This window comes from Bacteroides caecicola (genome assembly GCF_023337095.1).
GTDB lineage: Bacteria > Bacteroidota > Bacteroidia > Bacteroidales > Bacteroidaceae > Phocaeicola > Phocaeicola gallinarum.
In genome coordinates this window covers 76,710-96,590 of the sequence record NZ_JAMBLM010000002.1, presented here as the reverse complement: position 1 = coordinate 96,590, position 19,881 = coordinate 76,710, and the positions used below count along the sequence as shown (strand labels likewise).

17 protein-coding genes and 4 tRNA genes are annotated in these 19,881 nt (G+C 49.0%); 12 read left to right on the top strand and 9 right to left on the bottom strand.

The window, feature by feature from the left end; genetic code table 11:
• The first annotated feature begins 84 nt into the window (after positions 1 to 84).
• Positions 85 to 1,392, top strand: coding sequence for a Na+/H+ antiporter NhaC family protein (locus M3085_RS02130; protein ID WP_249052190.1), 1,308 nt, complete (start codon positions 85 to 87; stop codon positions 1,390 to 1,392).
• A gap of 23 nt (positions 1,393 to 1,415) precedes the next feature.
• On the opposite strand, the gene M3085_RS02125 is transcribed toward M3085_RS02130, so the two are convergent.
• Positions 1,416 to 2,201 carry a glycoside hydrolase family 16 protein gene (locus tag M3085_RS02125; protein WP_410554045.1) on the bottom strand — a complete coding sequence of 262 codons (786 nt, stop codon included), beginning with the start codon at positions 2,199 to 2,201 and terminating at the stop codon, positions 1,416 to 1,418.
• Between the two features lie 136 nt (positions 2,202 to 2,337).
• On the opposite strand from M3085_RS02125, the gene M3085_RS02120 reads away from it, so the two are divergent.
• The 5 genes from M3085_RS02120 (at position 2,338) to M3085_RS02100 (ending at position 4,983) form a co-directional block, all read left to right on the top strand.
• Positions 2,338 to 2,411 (top strand) — tRNA-Arg (locus M3085_RS02120).
• Between the two features lie 26 nt (positions 2,412 to 2,437).
• Positions 2,438 to 2,511, top strand: a tRNA-Arg gene (locus tag M3085_RS02115).
• Between the two features lie 569 nt (positions 2,512 to 3,080).
• Positions 3,081 to 3,398 carry a type II toxin-antitoxin system RelE/ParE family toxin gene (locus M3085_RS02110; RefSeq protein ID WP_204501077.1) on the top strand — a complete coding sequence of 106 codons (318 nt, stop codon included), beginning with the start codon at positions 3,081 to 3,083 and terminating at the stop codon, positions 3,396 to 3,398.
• Positions 3,399 to 3,406: 8 nt separating this feature from the next.
• A complete protein-coding gene (locus tag M3085_RS02105; protein WP_204501079.1) occupies positions 3,407 to 3,742 on the top strand; it encodes a HigA family addiction module antitoxin in 336 nt (111 codons plus the stop codon).
• Between the two features lie 80 nt (positions 3,743 to 3,822).
• Positions 3,823 to 4,983 carry a 6-bladed beta-propeller gene (locus M3085_RS02100; RefSeq protein WP_249052189.1) on the top strand — a complete coding sequence of 387 codons (1,161 nt, stop codon included), beginning with the start codon at positions 3,823 to 3,825 and terminating at the stop codon, positions 4,981 to 4,983.
• Between the two features lie 121 nt (positions 4,984 to 5,104).
• Here the strand turns inward: M3085_RS02100 and M3085_RS02095 are convergent.
• Positions 5,105 to 5,175, bottom strand: a tRNA-Gln gene (locus M3085_RS02095).
• Between the two features lie 54 nt (positions 5,176 to 5,229).
• A tRNA-Gln gene (locus M3085_RS02090) sits at positions 5,230 to 5,300 on the bottom strand.
• A gap of 251 nt (positions 5,301 to 5,551) precedes the next feature.
• Between M3085_RS02090 and rsfS the strand changes: the two genes are divergently transcribed.
• Genes rsfS through M3085_RS02075 form a run of 3 tightly spaced genes read left to right on the top strand, consistent with a single transcriptional unit; the run spans position 5,552 to position 8,836 of the window.
• Positions 5,552 to 5,911, top strand: coding sequence for a ribosome silencing factor (gene rsfS / locus M3085_RS02085; protein WP_191710441.1), 360 nt, complete (start codon positions 5,552 to 5,554; stop codon positions 5,909 to 5,911).
• A 21-nt stretch (positions 5,912 to 5,932) separates the two neighbouring features.
• Complete coding sequence (gene ftsH, locus M3085_RS02080; RefSeq protein ID WP_249052188.1) at positions 5,933 to 7,978, top strand: ATP-dependent zinc metalloprotease FtsH; 2,046 nt, start codon at positions 5,933 to 5,935, stop codon at positions 7,976 to 7,978.
• Between the two features lie 18 nt (positions 7,979 to 7,996).
• Positions 7,997 to 8,836, top strand: coding sequence for a phosphatidate cytidylyltransferase (locus tag M3085_RS02075; protein ID WP_178257110.1), 840 nt, complete (start codon positions 7,997 to 7,999; stop codon positions 8,834 to 8,836).
• Between the two features lie 64 nt (positions 8,837 to 8,900).
• On the opposite strand, the gene M3085_RS02070 is transcribed toward M3085_RS02075, so the two are convergent.
• The 5 genes from M3085_RS02070 to panC form a co-directional block, all read right to left on the bottom strand.
• Complete coding sequence (locus M3085_RS02070) at positions 8,901 to 9,518, bottom strand: lactate utilization protein C (RefSeq protein WP_178257109.1); 618 nt, start codon at positions 9,516 to 9,518, stop codon at positions 8,901 to 8,903.
• 3 nt (positions 9,519 to 9,521) lie between these two features.
• Positions 9,522 to 10,889 carry a lactate utilization protein B gene (locus M3085_RS02065; RefSeq protein WP_249052187.1) on the bottom strand — a complete coding sequence of 456 codons (1,368 nt, stop codon included), beginning with the start codon at positions 10,887 to 10,889 and terminating at the stop codon, positions 9,522 to 9,524.
• Complete coding sequence (locus tag M3085_RS02060) at positions 10,886 to 11,626, bottom strand: (Fe-S)-binding protein (RefSeq protein ID WP_178257107.1); 741 nt, start codon at positions 11,624 to 11,626, stop codon at positions 10,886 to 10,888. Before M3085_RS02060 ends, M3085_RS02065 begins: the two co-directional genes overlap by 4 nt.
• Positions 11,627 to 11,964: 338 nt before the next feature.
• Positions 11,965 to 12,315: an aspartate 1-decarboxylase gene (gene panD, locus M3085_RS02055; RefSeq protein WP_191710444.1), complete on the bottom strand. Its 351-nt coding sequence runs from the start codon at positions 12,313 to 12,315 to the stop codon at positions 11,965 to 11,967.
• A 6-nt stretch (positions 12,316 to 12,321) separates the two neighbouring features.
• Positions 12,322 to 13,167 (bottom strand): pantoate--beta-alanine ligase, encoded by an 846-nt coding sequence (panC, locus tag M3085_RS02050; RefSeq protein WP_191710445.1) that lies wholly within the window; start codon positions 13,165 to 13,167, stop codon positions 12,322 to 12,324.
• Positions 13,168 to 13,492: 325 nt separating this feature from the next.
• Here panC and M3085_RS02045 point away from each other — a divergent pair, with 325 nt between their 5' ends.
• The 3 genes from M3085_RS02045 (at position 13,493) to M3085_RS02035 (ending at position 17,512) form a co-directional block, all read left to right on the top strand.
• Entirely contained in the window at positions 13,493 to 14,314 is an 822-nt protein-coding gene (locus M3085_RS02045) for a glycogen/starch synthase (RefSeq protein WP_178257104.1), read from the top strand.
• A gap of 23 nt (positions 14,315 to 14,337) precedes the next feature.
• The gene (locus M3085_RS02040) at positions 14,338 to 15,798 is read left to right on the top strand and encodes a DUF4270 domain-containing protein (protein ID WP_178257103.1); all 1,461 of its coding nucleotides are present in this window, start codon (positions 14,338 to 14,340) and stop codon (positions 15,796 to 15,798) included.
• 211 nt (positions 15,799 to 16,009) lie between these two features.
• Positions 16,010 to 17,512: a glycoside hydrolase family 10 protein gene (locus tag M3085_RS02035; protein WP_178257111.1), complete on the top strand. Its 1,503-nt coding sequence runs from the start codon at positions 16,010 to 16,012 to the stop codon at positions 17,510 to 17,512.
• A gap of 109 nt (positions 17,513 to 17,621) precedes the next feature.
• Here M3085_RS02035 and M3085_RS02030 read toward each other — a convergent pair whose 3' ends face one another.
• Positions 17,622 to 19,871, bottom strand: a complete 2,250-nt coding sequence (locus M3085_RS02030) for a S9 family peptidase (RefSeq protein ID WP_249052186.1) — start codon at positions 19,869 to 19,871, stop codon at positions 17,622 to 17,624.
• Positions 19,872 to 19,881: the final 10 nt, after the last annotated feature.

Sequence of the window (19,881 nt, the reverse complement as noted above, 5' to 3'; positions counted from 1 at the left end):
AATGATATTACGCAAATCTGTATATTCCTTGCGGTTATCTCGCGGATTTTCCCTAATTTTGCATTTCCAATCACTAAACTATTTATGAACCCGAATAAATTGACCCCCATCGTCAACAAGCCCAGCGCATGGGCGCTCAGTCCGCTTGTGGTGTTTCTGTGCCTCTATTTGGTTACTTCGCTCATTATCGACGATTTCTATAAAGTGCCTATCACCATCGCCTTCTTGGTAGCGTCGGTCTATGCCGTTGCCATTACGAAGGGACTGAGCCTGAACGACCGCATCCTGCAATACTCTACGGGAGCGGCTAACAAGAACATCATGCTCATGATTTGGATATTCATCCTTGCGGGAGCATTCGCTAAGTCGGCAGAAACGATGGGAGCCATTGATGCTACGGTCAACCTCGCTCTTTACCTCCTGCCCGATAATCTGCTGCTTGCCGGAGTGTTCCTCGCTTCGTGCTTCATCTCGCTCTCTATCGGTACGTCGGTGGGAACCATCGTTACGCTGGTGCCTGTGGCGGCAGGCATCGCCGAAAAAACCGACCCCGGGATGCTTCCCCTCGTTACCGCGTTGGTGATAGGAGGGGCGTTCTTTGGCGATAATCTGTCGTTTATATCCGATACCACCATCGCCGCCACCCGCACGCAGGGATGCGTGATGCGCGACAAGTTTCGTGTCAACCTGCTCATCGCCCTGCCTGCCGCCCTCATCGTGTTCGTCTACTACATTGTGTGCGGGTCGGGTATCGAGTCGGCATACGAAGTGCAAGAGATAGCGTGGGGCAAAGTGATTCCTTACCTCATCGTGCTGGCTACGGCGATAGCGGGTGTCAACGTTACGCTGGTGTTGCTGCTGGGCATCGTGTCGACCGGCATCGTGGGGATGTGTTACGGCAGTTTCGATGTGTTTGGGTGGTTCGGCTCGATGGGAGAGGGGATTATCGGCATGGGCGAACTGATTATCATCACCCTGATGGCGGGCGGACTGCTGGAGCTGATTCGCTTCAACGGCGGGGTGGATTACATTTTGAACGTGCTGACGAAACACATCCGCGGAAAGCGTGGAGCCGAGCTGAGCATCGCTGCGCTGGTGAGCTTGGCAAACGTATGTACGGCAAATAACACGATAGCCATCATTACCGTAGGCCCGCTGGCAAGCAATATTGCCGAGCAGTACCGCATCGACAAACGCAAGAGCGCCAGCATCCTCGACATCTTCTCGTGTGTGGTGCAGGGCGTTATCCCTTACGGCGCACAGATGCTGATAGCTGCCGGACTTACCGGACTGTCGCCTCTCAGCATCATCGGTTACCTGTATTACCCCATGCTGCTGGGCGTGGTGGCGCTGCTCAGCATCCTGCTCCGTTTTCCCCGGCGGTACTCCTGACGAGAGACCTCCGGAGGCTTCCGTTATTCTTCCCTGAGCTTATAGATCTTCACCCAGTCTACCATCATCTCCACCGGAAGTTCTTCGGGGTTTGCCTTTCCTACCCATGAACCCTCTATCTGCATGTCTATCAGCAGGTAATAGGGCGTGCCGAAAGGATACTGCCCCTCTTTGTCTGTCTCGATGCGCGGGTAAACGAATGTTCTTTGTCCGTTGATGGAAAACACGAGGCTGTCGGGCAGAATTTCCACACCATAGGTATTATAACCGTCGCGGTCTATCGTTCCGGTACCTCCGTGCGGCGGGTTGTTCTTCTCCTTTAATATGTGCGTGTAATACGAATGTACGGTCTGGTAAGCGATGCTGTCGTGGTTGAGGTGCTCCATGATGTCAATCTCTCCGCCATTAGGCCATTTTCCCGTTTCGGGCAGCATCCAGATGGCAGGCCAAGCCCCCTGTGCGCGTCCTAATTTGGCACAGACTTCCACTTTCCCGTACCCGATGTTTACCTTCCCTTTGGTAAAGAGTCCGCCCGTGATGAAGCGAGCCGTGTCTTGCGGCACCTTGCCGTTGTTGACCGTGCCGTGCAGCACTAAATTCCCGTCTTTTACTTCGTAGAGGAAGTCGGCATCCGACATGTGCCGGTTCCAGTCCGCTCCTCCCCGTGGAATCTTGCTCCAGCACTGTTCGTCGAAGGTCCGCCCGCTGAAGTTGTCCTCCCATACCAAGTCATACATAGCCTGTTGTGCCTGTGCAGTCATCATCAGGCAGCAGCCGCAAAGTGCGGCAAGCATTTTCATAGTTTTCATACGTTGTTCTTTTTATGTGAAAATTGGGCTTTAAAGATAATACAAATTCGGTGAATACAGCCGATTATCGAAAAAACGGGTGATAAATTTGTAAGATTCAAAAGAAAAGTCTACCTTTGCACCGCAAATTGAGGATGGTTCCGTAGCTCAGCTGGATAGAGCAACGCCCTTCTAAGGCGTGGGTCCTGCGTTCGAATCGCAGCGGAATCACTGAAAGCTTTACAAATTACAGGGATGGTTCCGTAGCTCAGCTGGATAGAGCAACGCCCTTCTAAGGCGTGGGTCCTGCGTTCGAATCGCAGCGGAATCACTGGAACAAAAGAAATCCGGTGCAGATGTGGCATGGATTTTTATCGGTGGAAGGCTGTTTCAAAGATGATTTGAAGCAGCCTTTCATTTGTTATGGTGGGGCGTGAATTTCTTACCGGACGGTTAGGATTCCAAACGTATGGGCATAAAAAAAGGAGTACCGCTGTACTCCAACCTTTGTTAACCTTAAATCTAATACTATGAAAAACACAGTGCAAAGATACGCACTTCCGCCAACGTTGCAAATATTTCCGCCCTAAAACTGTGTTTTATAACATGTTTTAAATGTTAGGTTGTTAAATTTAAGATAAACGCGCGCTTCGCACCCGGTGCCCGCCTCTCTTTCAACCCTATTTTCCAATCTGTTTCCAACCCATCCTCCCGACCGGAAAAATTCTACCGCTTAGACGGACGAGTCCTACGAATAGAATCGGATGGCTTAAGCGGTAGGATTGCAGGACGCAAGCCGTAGCGTTTCTTTGTGTTTTTAATGCAGGTATTTTTTTTGAATGTTCGATTATTTGCGAATATCTGAAAAAAAACTACCTTTGCATGTATAACGGACTGAGTATGTATATAGAATTTGATAAGGACTATTTGCGAGAGCTTTATACGGAAGGAAAGACGAATGATAAGAAATACCGCTATCAGCCAGAGGTAATAAAAGGTTATCAAAAGGTGGTTTTTGTATTGTTGTCGGCAAACACTGTTAATGATTTGTTTCGTTACAATTCTTTGAATTATGAGGTTTTGCAAGGTGATAAAAAAGGTATTTCATCTGTTCGGATAAATCGTAAATACCGTCTTGAATTTACTGTTCGAGATATTATGGGAGAGCAAATAGTAACCGTGTGCCGTTTGTTAGATATTAGTAATCACTATAAATAACTGAGATTATGGAAACAGCAAGAAAAATTTATGCTCCGCACGAATTGCAACCGTCAGTGCCTATACATCCCGGTGAAATTCTTAGAGACGAATTGGAGGCGCGTGGGATGTCGCAAAGAAAGTTTGCCGATATCATCGGTGTTTCTTACTCTGTCCTTAACGAAGTGATAAACGGTAAACGTCCTATAACGACCGAATACGCACTGAAAATTGAGGCGGCTACAGGAACTCCTGCCTGTCTGTGGATAAACATGCAGTCTGCTTATAATATGCAGGTGGCACGCCGTGACAGCAGATTATCTGCAATTTTGGATAATATACGTAAGGCGGTTGCGGTTTTATAAGCAGGGACGGAAATGTCCCTCTACGAGTTCTGCTATAAATAAGGAGTGGAATCTATTATTAATTAAAACCATTATGTCTTATGAAAAAAGCAATTATTTCGGTGCTTTGCCCATTTCTTTTATTGGGACTGGGAACGACGGGATGCAAACAGGCCGATAAGACCGATACGCTCCTTACCGTGGATGTGAAAGCTGATTATCCGGAAAAGGAAGTGACCCTTCAGGAGTTTATGGACGTGGAATATATCCCGCTGGAAACGAACGATGAATTTGTGACTCAAGGTGCTGTAATGGCAATAGGCGATAAGTACATCTTGGTGAAAAACTACGCCAACGATGGGGATATTTATGTTTTCGACAGGGCAACGGGCAAAGGGATAAGAAAGATAAACAGAAAAGGACAAGGGGGTGAAGAATACCCTTTCATTGTCAGTGCTGTTCTGGACGAGGATAACGAGGAAATGTTTGTCAACTCTTCGCAAAAGATATTGGTGTATGATTTGTCCGGCAATTTCAAACGGAGTTTCAAACCCGTAGGAGGTGCTACTTATATGGATGTATTCAATTACGACAAAGACAATCTTATTTGTTATGATATGTCTGTATATTATAAAGACGGGGAAGAGAAGGATAAGGAATTTTATCACGCGGTCATATCGAAGCAAGACGGCAGTATTACGCGGGGGATTCCCATACCTTTCAAGACAGTAAACGCTCCTTATGTGCAGCAAGGGGATGTTGTAGCCGTGGCATCAGTGCGCTTGCTGATTCCGTGTCGGGATAGCTGGCTTCTTGTAGAAACCTCTTCCGATACGGTGTACAGTTATCAGCCTGAAAATAACCGGTTGACTCCTTTTCTTGTGAAGCAATCTTCGGGCGAACCTGAGGTGCTGATTACCATGGGCCCCGTAACAGAGCGTTATTGTTTTATCCGGACAATGGAAAAGAAGTTCGATGTTGCGAGTGGACGGGGATTCCCTGTTGCGGATCTGATGTATGACAAGCAAGAAGATGCCTTATTTAAACCAGTGGTTATCAACGCCGACTATACCGGGAAGCAGGAGGTGGACTTGACGAGCAATGTCGGGAATGGGGAGGTTGCTACCTATCAGGCTTTGGCGGCAGACGGGCTTGTGGAGGCATATACGGATAACGGGCTGAAAGGTGAGCTGAAAGAAATTGCCTCTACGCTGGATGAGGAATCTAATCCGGTTATTATGCTGATGAAGTATAAGAAATAGAAATTGTAAATACAATACTGGTCAAGACTATTAACGTACAGATACAGTTATGGGGGCAAGGGGGAGTATACGCTCCTGCTCGCACCAATAACAAATAAAAAACATAGGGGAAATAAAGAAGTTGGGCTACTCGGACTCGAACCAAGAAAAACAGGACCAGAATCTGTTGTGTTACCATTACACCATAGCCCAAACTAACGGTCGGCAGTATTTTCTCCGTGAAAACTTCTGTCGCCATAAATGAAGTTGGGCTACTCGGACTCGAACCAAGAAAAACAGGACCAGAATCTGTTGTGTTACCATTACACCATAGCCCAAAATCATGTCAGCGTGTCATCTTTTTGAAATGACGGTGCAAAGGTACAACTTTTTTGGAACAAACAAAGGTTTTTCGGCTTTTTTATGCGAAAAAACCGTTTAAAAACTTTGCAAAGGCAGTATTTTTCTAATAAAAGCATCTAAAAAATACAAAAAGAGCGAGAAAACATCGGCTTTCTTTCGTGAAATGCAGAAAAGCAAGTATCTTTGCCCCACTAACGATTTCAATTTTATTTAAGATTTAAGAAGAATGAACGAAACGAATACACTGGTAAAAAAAATAACGGAAGGCATTCAGGAAAAGAAAGGGAAAAAAATAATCATAGCAGACTTAACCGGCATTGAAGATACGATTTGTAAATATTTTGTAATATGTCAAGGGAATTCTCCTGCTCAGGTTCTTGCCATTACCGATTCGGTGAAGGAATACGTGAGAAAAGAAACGGGAGACAAGGTTTCTGCAGTAGAAGGAACACGGAACGCCCAGTGGGTAGCGATGGATTACAGCGACGTGATGGTTCATGTATTCTTGCCCGAAATGCGCGAATTTTATAATTTGGAACATTTGTGGGCGGATGCGAAACTCACGTCAATCCCTGATATTGATTAATTTTATTTTGAAGAACAAACTATGAATCAAACTCCTAACAACTCTGATAACAACCCGAACAAACCGAAAATCAACGTGCCGCGCCCTAACTTGACGTGGCTGTATGTGGTGATAGCGCTGGTTTTCGCATTCCTTTATTTCTCCAGCGACGGAGGCAGTATGAGCAAAGAGGTTTCTTATACTGAGTTTAAGGAAATGGTGAGCAAGGGGTATGCAAGCAAAATCGTTGCTTACGATAACAATACGGTGGAAATGTATATCAAGCCGGAACATATCGTCGATGTGTTTCAGAAAGATGCCTCGAAGGTGGGACGCAGCCCTGCCGTAAAAGTACAGGTAGGCTCGATAGAAACATTAGACAAGTTTTTGGACGAACAGACCGCCAAAGGCAACTTTACGGGCGATATTAACTATGACAAGAAGGGTGATTACCTCGGTGCCATCTTCTGGAACATCATGCCGATTGTGTTTTTCATCGGGCTGTGGTTCTTCCTCATGCGCCGCATGGGTGGAGGAGGAGGTGCAGGCTCGCCCGGAAATGTGTTTAACGTAGGACGGAGCAAAGCACAGCTCTTTGAAAAAGGAGCTAACCGGATTACGTTTAAAGACGTGGCTGGTCAGGCTGCCGCCAAGCAGGAGGTACAGGAAATCGTCGACTTCTTGAAACAGCCTCAGAAATATACCGAACTGGGTGGAAAAATCCCTAAGGGAGCGTTGCTTATCGGCCCTCCGGGAACGGGTAAAACCTTGCTGGCGAAGGCGGTGGCAGGCGAGGCGGATGTGCCTTTCTTCTCGATTTCGGGTTCCGACTTCGTAGAAATGTTCGTAGGTGTGGGAGCTTCGCGCGTCCGTGACCTCTTCCGTCAGGCGAAAGAAAAGTCGCCCTGTATCATCTTTATCGACGAGATAGATGCCGTGGGGCGTGCGCGTGGAAAGAACCCCAGCATGGGTGGTAACGACGAACGCGAAAACACGCTGAACCAGCTTCTTACCGAAATGGACGGTTTCGGCTCGAACAGCGGGGTGATTATTCTGGCGGCTACCAACCGTGTCGACATCTTGGACAAGGCATTGCTGCGCGCCGGACGTTTCGACCGTCAGATTTATGTTGATTTGCCCGACTTGAACGAACGCAAAGAGGTGTTTGGCGTACATCTCCGTCCGCTGAAGTTGGATAGTACCGTTGATGTTGACCTGCTGGCACGGCAGACACCGGGATTCAGCGGTGCAGATATAGCCAACGTATGTAACGAGGCTGCCCTAATTGCGGCACGTCATCAGAAAAGTGCCGTAGGAAAAGAAGATTTTCTGGCTGCGGTCGACCGTATCGTGGGCGGGTTAGAGAAGAAAACCAAAGTGATGACAGCCGACGAAAAGCGTGCGATAGCACTCCACGAAGCCGGTCACGCTACGATATCTTGGTTCTTGGAACATGCCAATCCGCTGATTAAGGTAACCATCGTTCCGCGCGGCCGTGCGCTCGGCGCAGCATGGTATCTGCCCGAAGAACGCCAGATTACCACCAAAGAACAGATGTTGGACGAAATGTGTGCCACACTGGGAGGACGTGCTGCCGAAGAGGTATTCATCGGACACATCTCTACCGGTGCCATGAACGACTTGGAGCGTGTTACCAAGCAGGCATACGGCATGATAGCCTACGCCGGCATGAGCGACCGCCTGCCCAACTTGTGTTATTATAATAACGACGAATACGCTTTCAACAGGCCGTATAGCGAACATACTGCCGAGGTGATAGACCAAGAGGTGCAGATGCTGATAAACGAGCAATATGCCCGTGCGAAAGCCTTGCTGAGAGAACATCAGGAGGGACATAACCAGTTGGCACAGTTGCTGATAGAAAAAGAAGTCATTTTTGCCGAAGACGTAGAACGTATATTCGGTAAACGTCCGTGGGCGTCTCGTTCGGAAGAAATCATGGCGTTAGAGGCAGCAGACTCGAAGCCGGAGGCATTGCCCGAACCTTCGCAGCCGTCGGATGGAGACACGAAAGAAGAAGCGCCTGAGAATACGCAAGAAGGCGGTGAAAACGACATGAAAAAGTAACCATAAATACAGACGAAAGTGAAAAATAATTTCATCCAAAGAACAATAACGGGAATAGTTTTCGTTGCGGTGCTGGTAGGATGTATCTTGGGAGGTCCCATTCCGTTTACCATCCTGTTCGCCCTTATCTCTGCACTGACAATCTGGGAATTCGGAAGCATTGTCGGCAAAAGCGGCGAGGTGATAATCAACAAACCTATCTGTATGCTGGCAGGCGTGTTTTTGTTTTTTGGATTCGCTTACCTCGGCGTGGCGCCCGGCGATTCGTCGGTGTTGATACCCTACTTGTTTCTCGTCATTTACCTGCTGGTGAGCGAGCTTTATCTGAAGCGTAAGAATCCGCTGCATAACTGGGCGTACACCATGATGAGCCAGATGTACATCGCCCTGCCGTTTGCGCTGCTTAACGTGCTGGCTTTTCATACCAACGTAACCGGTAGCGCATCGGAGTATAATCCGATACTTCCGCTGTCTATCTTCATCTTCAACTGGGTGAACGATACGGGTGCTTACTGTACGGGCGTGTTGTTTGGTAAACACCGTCTGTTCGAGCGTATTTCGCCAAAGAAATCATGGGAAGGCTCGATAGGCGGAGCAGTGTTCTGCGTGATAGCCGCATTCGTGATGGCACATTTCTTCCCCTTCCTGAGTCTCGGCGTATGGGTAGGTTTAGGATTGGTTATCGTGGTTTTCGGTACATGGGGAGATTTGACCGAATCGTTGCTGAAACGCACGCTGGGCATCAAAGACTCCGGTAATATACTTCCCGGACACGGCGGAATGCTCGACCGCTTTGACAGTTCCCTCATGGCGATTCCCGCTGCCGTGGTTTACTTTTACATTATTTCATTGGTATAATAAAATTCCCTTGCAGTTCAACGCATCTGCAAGGGAATTTTGTATCTGTATGTATCCTGCCTCCTTACACCAAAATCACTGTGACGCTGCGCGCTCCGTGCGCTCCCATCACCAATGCCTGTTCGATGTCGGCAGTTTTCGACGGACCTGAGATAAATACCCCGTAACCGTATTCGCCTGTGTCGATGCGCTTGTAAGCCTCGTGCATGTTGCTTACGAGGTTGCGGCGGTCGAGCAGAATCACCAACGCTTCGGATATGAAATAAATGGCACGCTGCTCTACGTCCTGCTGAATCCATACCGCACCGTTTTCGCCCACACCGATGCGTCCGTCGATGATGGCAAGGTCGGTTCCGTCCAGCTCGCCCGGAGTCTCCACGTCGTCCGGATGGAAAGTGGCGCAGGTGATAGCCAGCTTCTTCCCATCAGAGGTCGTTACCTCGTCGACGGTCGATGCGATGCGCCGTGCTTCAGGATATAAACTCTTGATTACTTGGTTGATGTCATCTCCTTTTTTCAGCGTGACAGCCTGTCCGCCCACCTGCGTCATGATTTCCTTGAAGCGAGCCTCCAAGTCGGGATACCGCGTAGCTTCTTCCTCTAACGGCGCATAGTCAGGCTTCTCATAGCGCACCCGCGTGTTCCGGCGGATGCTCTGTAATATATCTTCTCTGCTGCTCATGGTTTACTTCACTTTGTTTTTCTTCCACATATCGTTAAAGCTCTCTTTGGCAAAGCGGGGCATTTCGTGTTCCTTTCCCCAGTCGTTCAAGCTGTTATACAGCATCCAGCGAGGCATGGCGTTTACTATCGGCGCGTTTTTCAGAGCGAAGTTGAACAACTCCGGACGCTCCATCAGGAACTTCATGCCGCCCGACATGTTTTTCTTCGCCGAACTTGCCACGCCTAATGAGTCTAACTTCTGCCTCCAGCGGTAGATTTGGTCTGCCAAGTCCACTTTAGCCGGACATACGTTCTGGCAAGAGTGGCAGAGCGAACAAGCCGAAACATTGTCGTAATAATGCAAAGGAGCTTTCAGCATCCCCAAGTTAATACCGATAGGGCCGGGGATAAAGTACGTGTACGAGTATCCCCCGCTGCGGCGATACACCGGACAGGTGTTCATACACGCCCCGCAACGCAGGCAGTTCAGCGTTTTGATATGATCTTGTTCGGCAAGGATGCGGCTGCGTCCATTGTCAACGATGATGATGTGCAACTCTCCTCCCGGACGCGGCTTGCGGTAGTGCGACGTGTAAGTGGTAATGGGTTGCCCCGTGCCGGAACGAGCCAGCAGACGGGTGAATACGCCCAGCGAATCGCGGTCGGGCACAATCTTTTCCATTCCGAACGCCGTAATCTGGAGCTTCGGTTGCGAAGTACCCATGTCGGCGTTGCCCTCGTTCGTACATACCACACACTCACCCGTCGATGCCACGGCAAAGTTGGCCCCCGTCATGGCAGCCTCCGCCTCGATAAACTTGTGGCGCAGGTTCTTGCGTGCGGCGTGCGTCAGATACGTCTGGTCATTGTTTCCCGGTTCGGTATTCATTTCGCGCACAAACAGTTCGCCTATCTCTTCTTTCTTTATATGAATGGCAGGCATGACGATGTGGCTCGGCTTCTTGTGCATCAGTTGGAGAATACGTTCGCCGAGGTCGCTTTCCACTACCTCTACGCCCTTTTCTTCCAGAAACTCATTCAGTCCGCACTCCTCCGCCAGCATCGATTTGCTCTTGATGAAATGCTTCACGTTATGCCCCTTCAGGATGTTATACACGATGGAACAATACTCCGTCGCATCTTTAGCCCAGTAGACATGCGCCCCGTTTGCCTGCGCATTTTTCTCAAACTCGGTGAGCAGTTGGTCAAGGTGACTGTTGCTGTACATCTTGATGGCACAAGCCATGTCTCGCAGGTGCTCCCATTCAGGAAGCTGCTTGCTCATCTTGTCACGTTTGGCACGCACCATCCACAGCGTTTCGTCGTGCCATGCCGCCAAGCCCTTGTTGGCTTGGAACTCTTCGGCTGCTTTTGAATGTTTCGTACTCATAGTCCTGAAGCTAATATTTCAACAACGTGTATGGTCTTTATCGGGAGATTTTCGCGTGCGATGATGCCACTCTGGTGCATGAGGCACGAGCTGTCGGCACCCGCTATGTATTCGGCTCCCGTGGCAATGTGGCGGTTTACTTTGTCGCGTCCCATCTGTCCCGAAACGGCATGTTCTTCTACGGCAAACATACCGCCGAAGCCGCAGCACTCGTCAGGGCGTTCCGGTTCAACTATTTCGATGTCTTTTACCAGCGACAGCAAGTCGCGCAGCTTGTTGTAATACGGGATGTTGAGTTCGCTGGGCGATGAAAGGTGCATCAGCCTCACGCCGTGGCAACTGTTTTGTATACTTACCTTGTGTGGAAACGATGCAGGCAGCGACGCGGGCTTTATCACGTCATGGATAAACTCGCAGATGTCGTAAATTTTTCCTTCGCTCTGGCAGCGATGTTGCTCATTGCTTAAAAGGCGTCCATAATTATCGCGTACGAAAACCACGCAGCTTGCCGAAGGGCCTACGATGTAATCGTATTGTTCGAACAGATGGTCGAATCGTTTCGCCAGTTTTACGGATTCGTCTTCAAATCCTGCGTTAGCCATCGGTTGTCCGCAGCAGGTCTGGTCTAAGGGGTAGTCAACGTTTACGCCCAGACTTTTCAGTAATTTATAAGAAGCAACGCCTACTTGCGGATAAACGGCATTGATGTAGCAGGGAATAAATAATCCTACTTTCATTAGTCTATCAGTTATTAGTTTTTCACTGACAAAAGTAGGGTTAATTCTCGAAAAAAGAAAGTATCGGTAAAGAAATATGCTGAAAAGAAGATTTTGTTCAGAGCGGGTTTCCGTCCGTGGCGGAAGCGGGGAGAGACGAAAAAGCTCCGCCCGGTGTCTTGCTCCCGATAGGGAAGGGCAGACGCTCGGCGGAGCTTTCTGTCATGGTTTTAAAGCCGATGGTTTGAATCAGCCGATGACTCCGGCTGCATGACCTGTGCTCGGATGTTTGAAATAGGTCGGTTTGTCGTATCGCATACGCCCCTACGAGTATTTCTTTGGATATTACAGCCTCCTACTCAGAGCAACCGGTTGGTTTCGGTGTCGGGAAATATTACTGACGGTTTGAAGCTTTTCGCCTCCTCAAAGTCCATCAGCGCGTATGACATGATGATTACCACGTCGCCCACCTGCACCTTGCGTGCCGCCGCACCGTTGAGGCAAATGCAGCCCGAACCACGTTCGCCCTTGATGATGTAAGTTTCAAACCGTTCGCCATTGTTGTTGTCTACAATCTGCACTTTTTCGCCCGCAATCATGTTTGCAGCGTCCATCAAGTCCTCGTCGATGGTGATGCTGCCCATATAGTTCAGGTTCGCCTCGGTTACAGTCACACAGTGGATTTTCGATTTCAGCACCTCTATCATCATATCGCTTTACTCCTTGTATTTTATATTGTCAATCAATCGGACTTCACCGCAGAAGACGGTAATGCAACCTACTATGTACGCACTGTCTTCCCATTGCGTTACGGTTTGCAGCGTGTTGCCGTCTACCACTTCGAAATACTCCAGTCGCAGCCCTTCGGCGTTGTCGATGCGGTTTTCCACGTAGCGGCGCGTTTCCTCCAGTGTGTGTGTCCGGGCATATTCCTTGCTGTCGAACAGCGTTTTCGAAATCTGCAAAGCCTGTTGGCGCTGCTCCGCGTTCAGTCGCGTGTTACGGCTGCTCAGCGCCAGCCCGTCTGCCTCGCGCACGATGGGGCAACCCACGATTTCTATCGCAAACGGATAGCGGCGCACCATTTCGCGGATGATGGCAAGCTGCTGGAAGTCTTTTTCGCCGAAGTAAGCACGTGTAGGTTCAACGATAAGGAACAGCTTGCTTACTATCTGGCACACCCCGTTGAAGTGTCCCGGGCGGTACTTGCCTTCCATCACCGTGTCTAACGGCGCGTAGCTGAACCGGCGTGTGTCCGGCTCGGGATAAATCTCCTCCACCGAAGGAGCAAACACGTAAGCCGCTCCGCACGCCTCAAGCAAGGCACAGTCGGCATCCAGCGTACGCGGATATTTCAACAAATCGTTTTGGTCGTTAAACTGGGTAGGATTAACGAAATCGCTCACCACTACTACATCGTTTTCTGCAACGGCACGTTTCACCAGCGAAGCATGACCTGCATGTAAAGCCCCCATCGTAGGAACCAGTCCGATGGTTTTTCCTGCTTTACGAAGCCCGTCCAACTCGGCACGCAACTCCTTAATAGTTTGAATTAACTTCATTATCTTTTTGGTTTTTAACCGTTTTAATTTTAAAGCGGCGCAAAGTTAAGTATTATTTTGTTACGATAACCTTGCAGGTGCCGAAATTTCTTTTTTGCCAGCTTCTGACGCTACGGCTACCGCAGTGAGACACATGCGGAAGTTTTCGTATGTTTTACCGCATGGAACGAGGGGTTTATCGCGATAAAATTGTGATACATAAAACCCTGTATCATAATATATTAACAAACTATAAACATTTATTCGCAGACGCAAATGGGGGTTCGCGTCCATTTTTTTTATATCTTTGCACGAGTTTATATATAAGAGCAACAACTAATTAAAAATGAGCGCGAAGAAAGTTTTATTCATTACACAAGAAATTACTCCTTACGTACCGGACAGCGAATTGTCTGTAATCGGTCGTGATTTGCCGCAGGCTATTCAAGATAAAGGCAGAGAAATCAGAACCTTCATGCCTAAGTGGGGAAATATTAACGAACGCCGTAACCAGCTTCACGAGGTTATCCGCCTCTCAGGGATGAACCTGATTATCGACGACACAGACCATCCCCTGATTATTAAGGTAGCATCCATACAGGCAGCCCGCCGGCAAGTTTATTTCATTGATAATGACGATTATTTTTCTCATCGCCAGATGACTACGGACGAGGATGGCAATGATTACGACGACAACGGCGAACGGGCGATATTCTACGCACGGGGCGTATTGGAGACGGTAAAGAAATTGCGCTGGTGTCCGGACATCATCCATTGCCACGGCTGGATAAGCGCGATGGTTCCTTTATATATTAAGAAAGCGTATAACGAAGAACCCTCGTTCAGAGATTCGAAAGTGATATTCTCGGTTTACGGCGACGGATTCAAGTCTGACTTGGATGCCAACTTTACGCAGCAGCTTCTGCTGAAGGGAGTTACGCCGGAAGACGTGAATATGATAAAGACGCCGGTAAACTATGACGAACTGTGTAAACTGGCAGTGGCTTATTCAGACGGGGTGATACAGAACAGCGAAAACGTAAACCCGCAGGTGATGGATTACGCGCGTAGCTTAAACATCCCTGTGCTGGATTATCAGGCTGGCGATGCGTATGCCGATGCTTGCGATGCGTTCTACGACCAAGTGTGGGAAGCTGCTGCAAAATAATAATTCAACTAAAGAAATATAACATGAAATTCAAGTTCTTGGCGATAATCGGACTTACCGCCACTCTATATAGCTGCGACGACAGTACAACGGGTATTGGTGACTTTGTGGCTGATGAAGACCAGATAAAGGCATACGCCACTACGTATAACGTGGAAACCAAAACGGTGAAGGTGTCGGACATATCAGACGGGAGAGGTGTTTATTCACGTACGAGCAGTGCTTATCTGGGTAAGATTACCGACCCTGATTTTGGCGAATTTACCGCCGATTTCATCACGCAGGTAAACTGTCCGGAGGATTTTGCTTATCCGTCGACATTCCAGAAAATCACCTCAACCCAGCTCGAATTGTATTATATGAGCTATTACGGCGATTCGCTCGCACCGATGAAGGTGGGGATAAACCTGCTGAAAGACGATGTGGAAATCAACGACGACGGTAATGATGCGGATATTTATTACACAACGTACGACCCTTATCAGTACGCGCAGACTCAGGTTATCGGCGAGAAAGATTATGCAGCTTATGACAAGTCGGTAAGCGACTCAATCCGTAATGCCACGAACTCAAGCGGACAAAAGACTTATTATCCGAGCGTGGTTATCGATTTGGACAAGACCAAAGTGCCGGGAACGGACATGACTTTCAGCGAGTATCTTCAGGATATGTATGTAAACCATCGCGAATATTTTAAGGATGCCAATACGTTTATCAACAACGTGCTGAAAGGATTCTACGTCCACAATACAAGCGGAGAGGGAAGCGTGCTTTACATTCAGGACATCTGGCTGCGCACGTATTTCGATTATACCATCAAAGGTTCACAAGACCAAGACTCAACGGTTAGTTCGTATTATGCTTTCGCGGCTACGAAAGAAATTTTCATGAGCACCCGCCTGAATAACGATGAAAAGCTGGATGACTTTGTGACGGATGCCAACAAGACGAAAGATACTTACCTGAAAACGCCTGCCGGACTGTGGACGGAGATTACACTGCCTTTGGAGCAGATGTATGACGACTTGAAGACGGATACGCTGAACTCTGTGTCGCTCACCTTGACAAAGTATCGTAACACCATCGAAAACCGTGAAAACGGCATCGAAATGGGAACGCCCCAATACTTGTTGCTGTTGCGCAAGAACGATTTGAAGGAGTTCTTCGAAGGAAACCACTCGTACGACAACCGTACTTCTTTCCTTGCTACTTATAACAGCACTACCAACTCTTATTCGTTCTCATCGCTGAACCGTTTGATTAGCTACATCTTTGCCGAAATGAGAAACTCTGATGAACGTCCCGAAGGGTGGGATAAACTGTTGCTCGTTCCCGTTCAGGTAGAAAAGGACTCTCAGAACAAAGTGATTGGTATTTCGTCTCACGACCTTGAAGTCAATTCGGCACGTCTGTTTAAGGGTTCGGACGACAACCCGCTGCAAATTACGGTGATTTACACCGAACCGCATGGGCTTAAAGATTAGAGCGTTTAGAAACTGTTTCTGAAATTTATAATAATAATCTCCATAGTTGCGGGTTACCACTGACGGATATCGTTGTGGTAACCCGCTTTGTTTTTTGGGTATAGTCGTGCCGATATTTCCTTTTTTACAGATAAATCGGTAGCTGCTTTGGTTTTTTCCCTATCTTTGCCGTTATATATAAACTAAAAACAGATTTTTAAACCTATTCATGATGAAAACGAAAGTATTACTCTCATTCATACTTTTTATTTTTCTTGGTGTGACGGTCTCCCGTGCTTCCGAGCGATACCCCAAGCGGGAATTTCGCGGAGCATGGATTCAGTGTGTAAACGGACAGTTTCAGGGGATGCCTACGGAGAAAATGCAAAAAATGCTTATCTCCCAGCTCGATAACCTGCGTCAGGCAGGCATCAATGCCGTGATATTTCAGGTGCGTGCCGAGGCGGATGCCCTCTACCGTTCGCCCTACGAGCCGTGGAGCCGTTTCCTTACCGGCGTGCAGGGTAAAGCCCCTTCGCCTGCATGGGACCCGCTTGCGTTTATGGTGGAAGAGTGTCATAAACGCGGGATGGAGCTTCATGCGTGGATAAATCCTTATCGTGCCAAGACGAAAGGAACTACCGCCCTCTCGCCCCTGCATCCTTATAAGAAGCATCCCGAATGGTTCGTAAGCTACGGAGGTCAGCTTTATTTCGACCCCGGACTTCCCGAATCCCGTCACTACATCTGTAAGATAGTGCGCGACATCGTGAACCGTTACGACATCGATGCCATCCACATGGACGATTATTTCTATCCCTATCCCGTGCCCGGCGAGTCGTTTCCCGACGATTTGAGCTTTGCGGCATACGGACGCGGTTTTATCCACCGTGACGACTGGCGGCGCGATAATGTGAATATCCTGATAAAAGAATTACACGAGGCTGTGCGCGAGGTAAAGCCGTGGGTAAAATTCGGTGTGTCGCCTTTCGGCATCTACCGCAATCAGAAAAGCGACCCGAACGGAAGCCGTACGCGCGGACTTCAGAATTACGATGACCTGTATGCTGACGTGCTGCTGTGGGTAAACAACGGTTGGGTAGACTATAACATTCCGCAGGTATATTGGGAAATAGGACATGCCGCTGCCGATTACGATACGCTGGTGCGCTGGTGGGCGAAAAACGCCGCAGCCCGTCCGCTGTACATCGGTCAGGACGTAGGGCGTACCGTTGCGGCTGCCGACCTTCAGAATCCTTCACAGAGCCAGATTCCCGCAAAGTTCAGCCTCCAGCGTTCGCTGCCCACCATAAGCGGCAGTTGCCTGTGGTATGCTGCAGCCGTGGTCGAGAATAAAGGACGCTACCGCGATATGCTTGTAAACAAGTATCATAAATATCCGGCTTTGCCTCCCACCTCACCTTTTATCGACGATAAAGCTCCCGGTAAGGTGCGTAAGGTAAAACCCGTTTGGACGGAAGACGGATACATCTTGTTCTGGACGGCTCCGAAAGCAAAGACCGAGATGGACCGCGCCGTACAGTACGTGGTTTACCGCTTCGACCGGAAAGAGAAGGTCAACCTGAACGACCCTTCGCATATCGTAGCCGTTACGCGCGATACATATTATAAACTGCCGTATGAAGACGGGCGGACGAAATACCGTTACGTAGTTACTGCGCTCGACCGCCTGCACAACGAATCGAAATCGGTATCAAAGAAAGTAAAATTATAATAGTCTGCCGGGTGCGATAAAATAACAAGCCCGCGTCATGCCTGTCCGGAGAAATCCGGCGCATGACGCGGGCTTGCCGTTTCCTTGTGGGAGAGGAGAAAGCGGAACACTAACGGGTTCCGGTATTCACCTCGCTCCATGCAGGCGGATTAACTCCCATCAGATTCCGCACGAAGAAATCATAACGTTTGTGTTCGCCGAAATCTTCACCCATCGTGTGGTGTGCACCGGGGATAACCACCAGTTCAAAATCTTTGTTCGCCTTGATAAGCGCGTTGACCACCTGCATGGTCGAAGCCGGGTCAACGTTATCATCCATCTCGCCTACCACTAACATGAGCGGACGCTGGAGCAAGTGCGCATTTTCCACATTCGAACATTCCTTATACGAGTCGTCTACCGGATAACCCATCCACAACTCGTTCCACCAGATTTTATCCATACGGTTATCGTGGCAGCCGCAAGCCGAGTAAGCAGCCTTATAGAACTCCGGATGAAGCAGTACGGCAGTAGTCGATTCTTGTCCACCTGCCGAGCATCCGAAGATACCTACGCGGTCGATATCCATATACGGATACTTTTGGGCGGCAGCCTTTATCCATGCGATATGGTCGGGCAGTCCGGCATCCTTCAGGTTCTTGTAACATACCTCTTCAAACTCTTTCGAGCGGAACGAAGTAGTCATGCCGTCTACCTGAACCACGATAAAGCCCAGTTCGGCGAGCGACGTCATCCACCAGTTATACGAAGAAAACGTTTTCGGAACATATTGGTCGCCCGGACCTGAATAAATATATTCGATAACCGGATACTTCTTTGCAGGGTCGAAGTTCGACGGGCGGTAAATGATGCCCCACATGTCGGTTTTTCCGTCACGCCCTTTGGCTGTAAACACCTCCGGAGCCTTCCATCCGTTGGCAGTCAGTTGTGCGATGTCTGCCTTCTCTAAGGGCATGACTATTTTCCCGTCGGCAGCACTGCGAACCACGGCAACGGGCGCTTGGTCTACTTTCGAGTAAACATCCACCAAGTATTTATAGTCCGATGAATACCAAGCCTTGTGCATTCCCTCCTCCGGAGTGAGCGCCGTCAGTCCCTTGCCGTCGAACCCGATGCGGTAATAATGAATCAAGTACGGGTCTTCATCCTTGTTCATCCCGTTAGCCGAGAAGTAAATCTGTTGGTTTTCCTCATCCACGTATTGCACCTCGCGCACATACCATTCCCCCTTCGTAATCTGATGCGTGGGGCGAGCCGTGGCACGGTCGTACATGTACAAGTGGTTGTAATTATCCCGTTCGCTCGACCAGATGATACGTTTGCCGTCTGCCAAAAAATGGCGGAAAATGCGCGGATAGTTTACATATTTCTCTTCTTTCTCTTCGATGAGCGGGCGCACGCTGCCATCCTCGGCAGAGACTTCGAGTACGCGGTAAACCTTATGTCCGCGTTCGTTATATTCGAAAGTAATTCCCTTGCTGTCGCTGTTCCACTGCAACGCATAGATTTCATACTGATGACTGAATAAATCGGTCGACGGAATCAGCCGTTTGCCATTCTCCACGCCATAGATGCAAGGCACTTTAAATGCCAGCTCATCACCCGGCTTTGCATACTCTTGCTTATGTAATTTCGGTTGAAGCTGATCGGCGGGCGAAGATTCCACATAATATACGTAACGCTTTTGGGCAGGACGGATGCGGAAAGCAGCCACCAGCTTCGAGTCGGGCGACCACTGAATGTACGATGAATAATAATTGCCCGGCGTTCCGTCTTGACTCAACTGCGTTTCTTTTCCGGTAGCCACTTCGCGCACGCAGATGTTATCGTTTTTAATGAAAGCCACATACTTGCCGTCGGGCGATGTAACCGGCGCTCCGCCCTTCTCGTCGTCTACCTCCATCCAGTGACGCTGACGTCCCGGAGCTGGGAGCTGTCCCTCGTCCGTCAGGCGATTCCGGCGGATGTCGAAACACCAGCGCTTGCCCTCATACACAAAGCGCAGGGTGTCCGCCCCCGGCGTAACGTGGCAACGCTGGATAGGCAGTTGCATCGGGTCGATGTCTTTCCCCGTACTGCTTTCGAGGGCAGCCGATAGCTTCTGCTGGTCGAACAGAGCCGTTCGTTTCTGTTTGCCGGCATCTACCTTTACGTATTCATTTCCTTCGGGCGTATTGCGCACATACCAGAACAGGTTTGTACCATCTATCCACTGCGGATTCACATTGCTGTAAAATACATGTTTCGAATTGTACTTTTCGCGCAGCTCGTATGCACGGTTGTAATCCTCCACCGTGCCCTGCGCCAGTGCCATGCCCCCGGTAAGAAGGGCAATTCCGATTGATGCGATATGTTTCATGCTGTTTTAC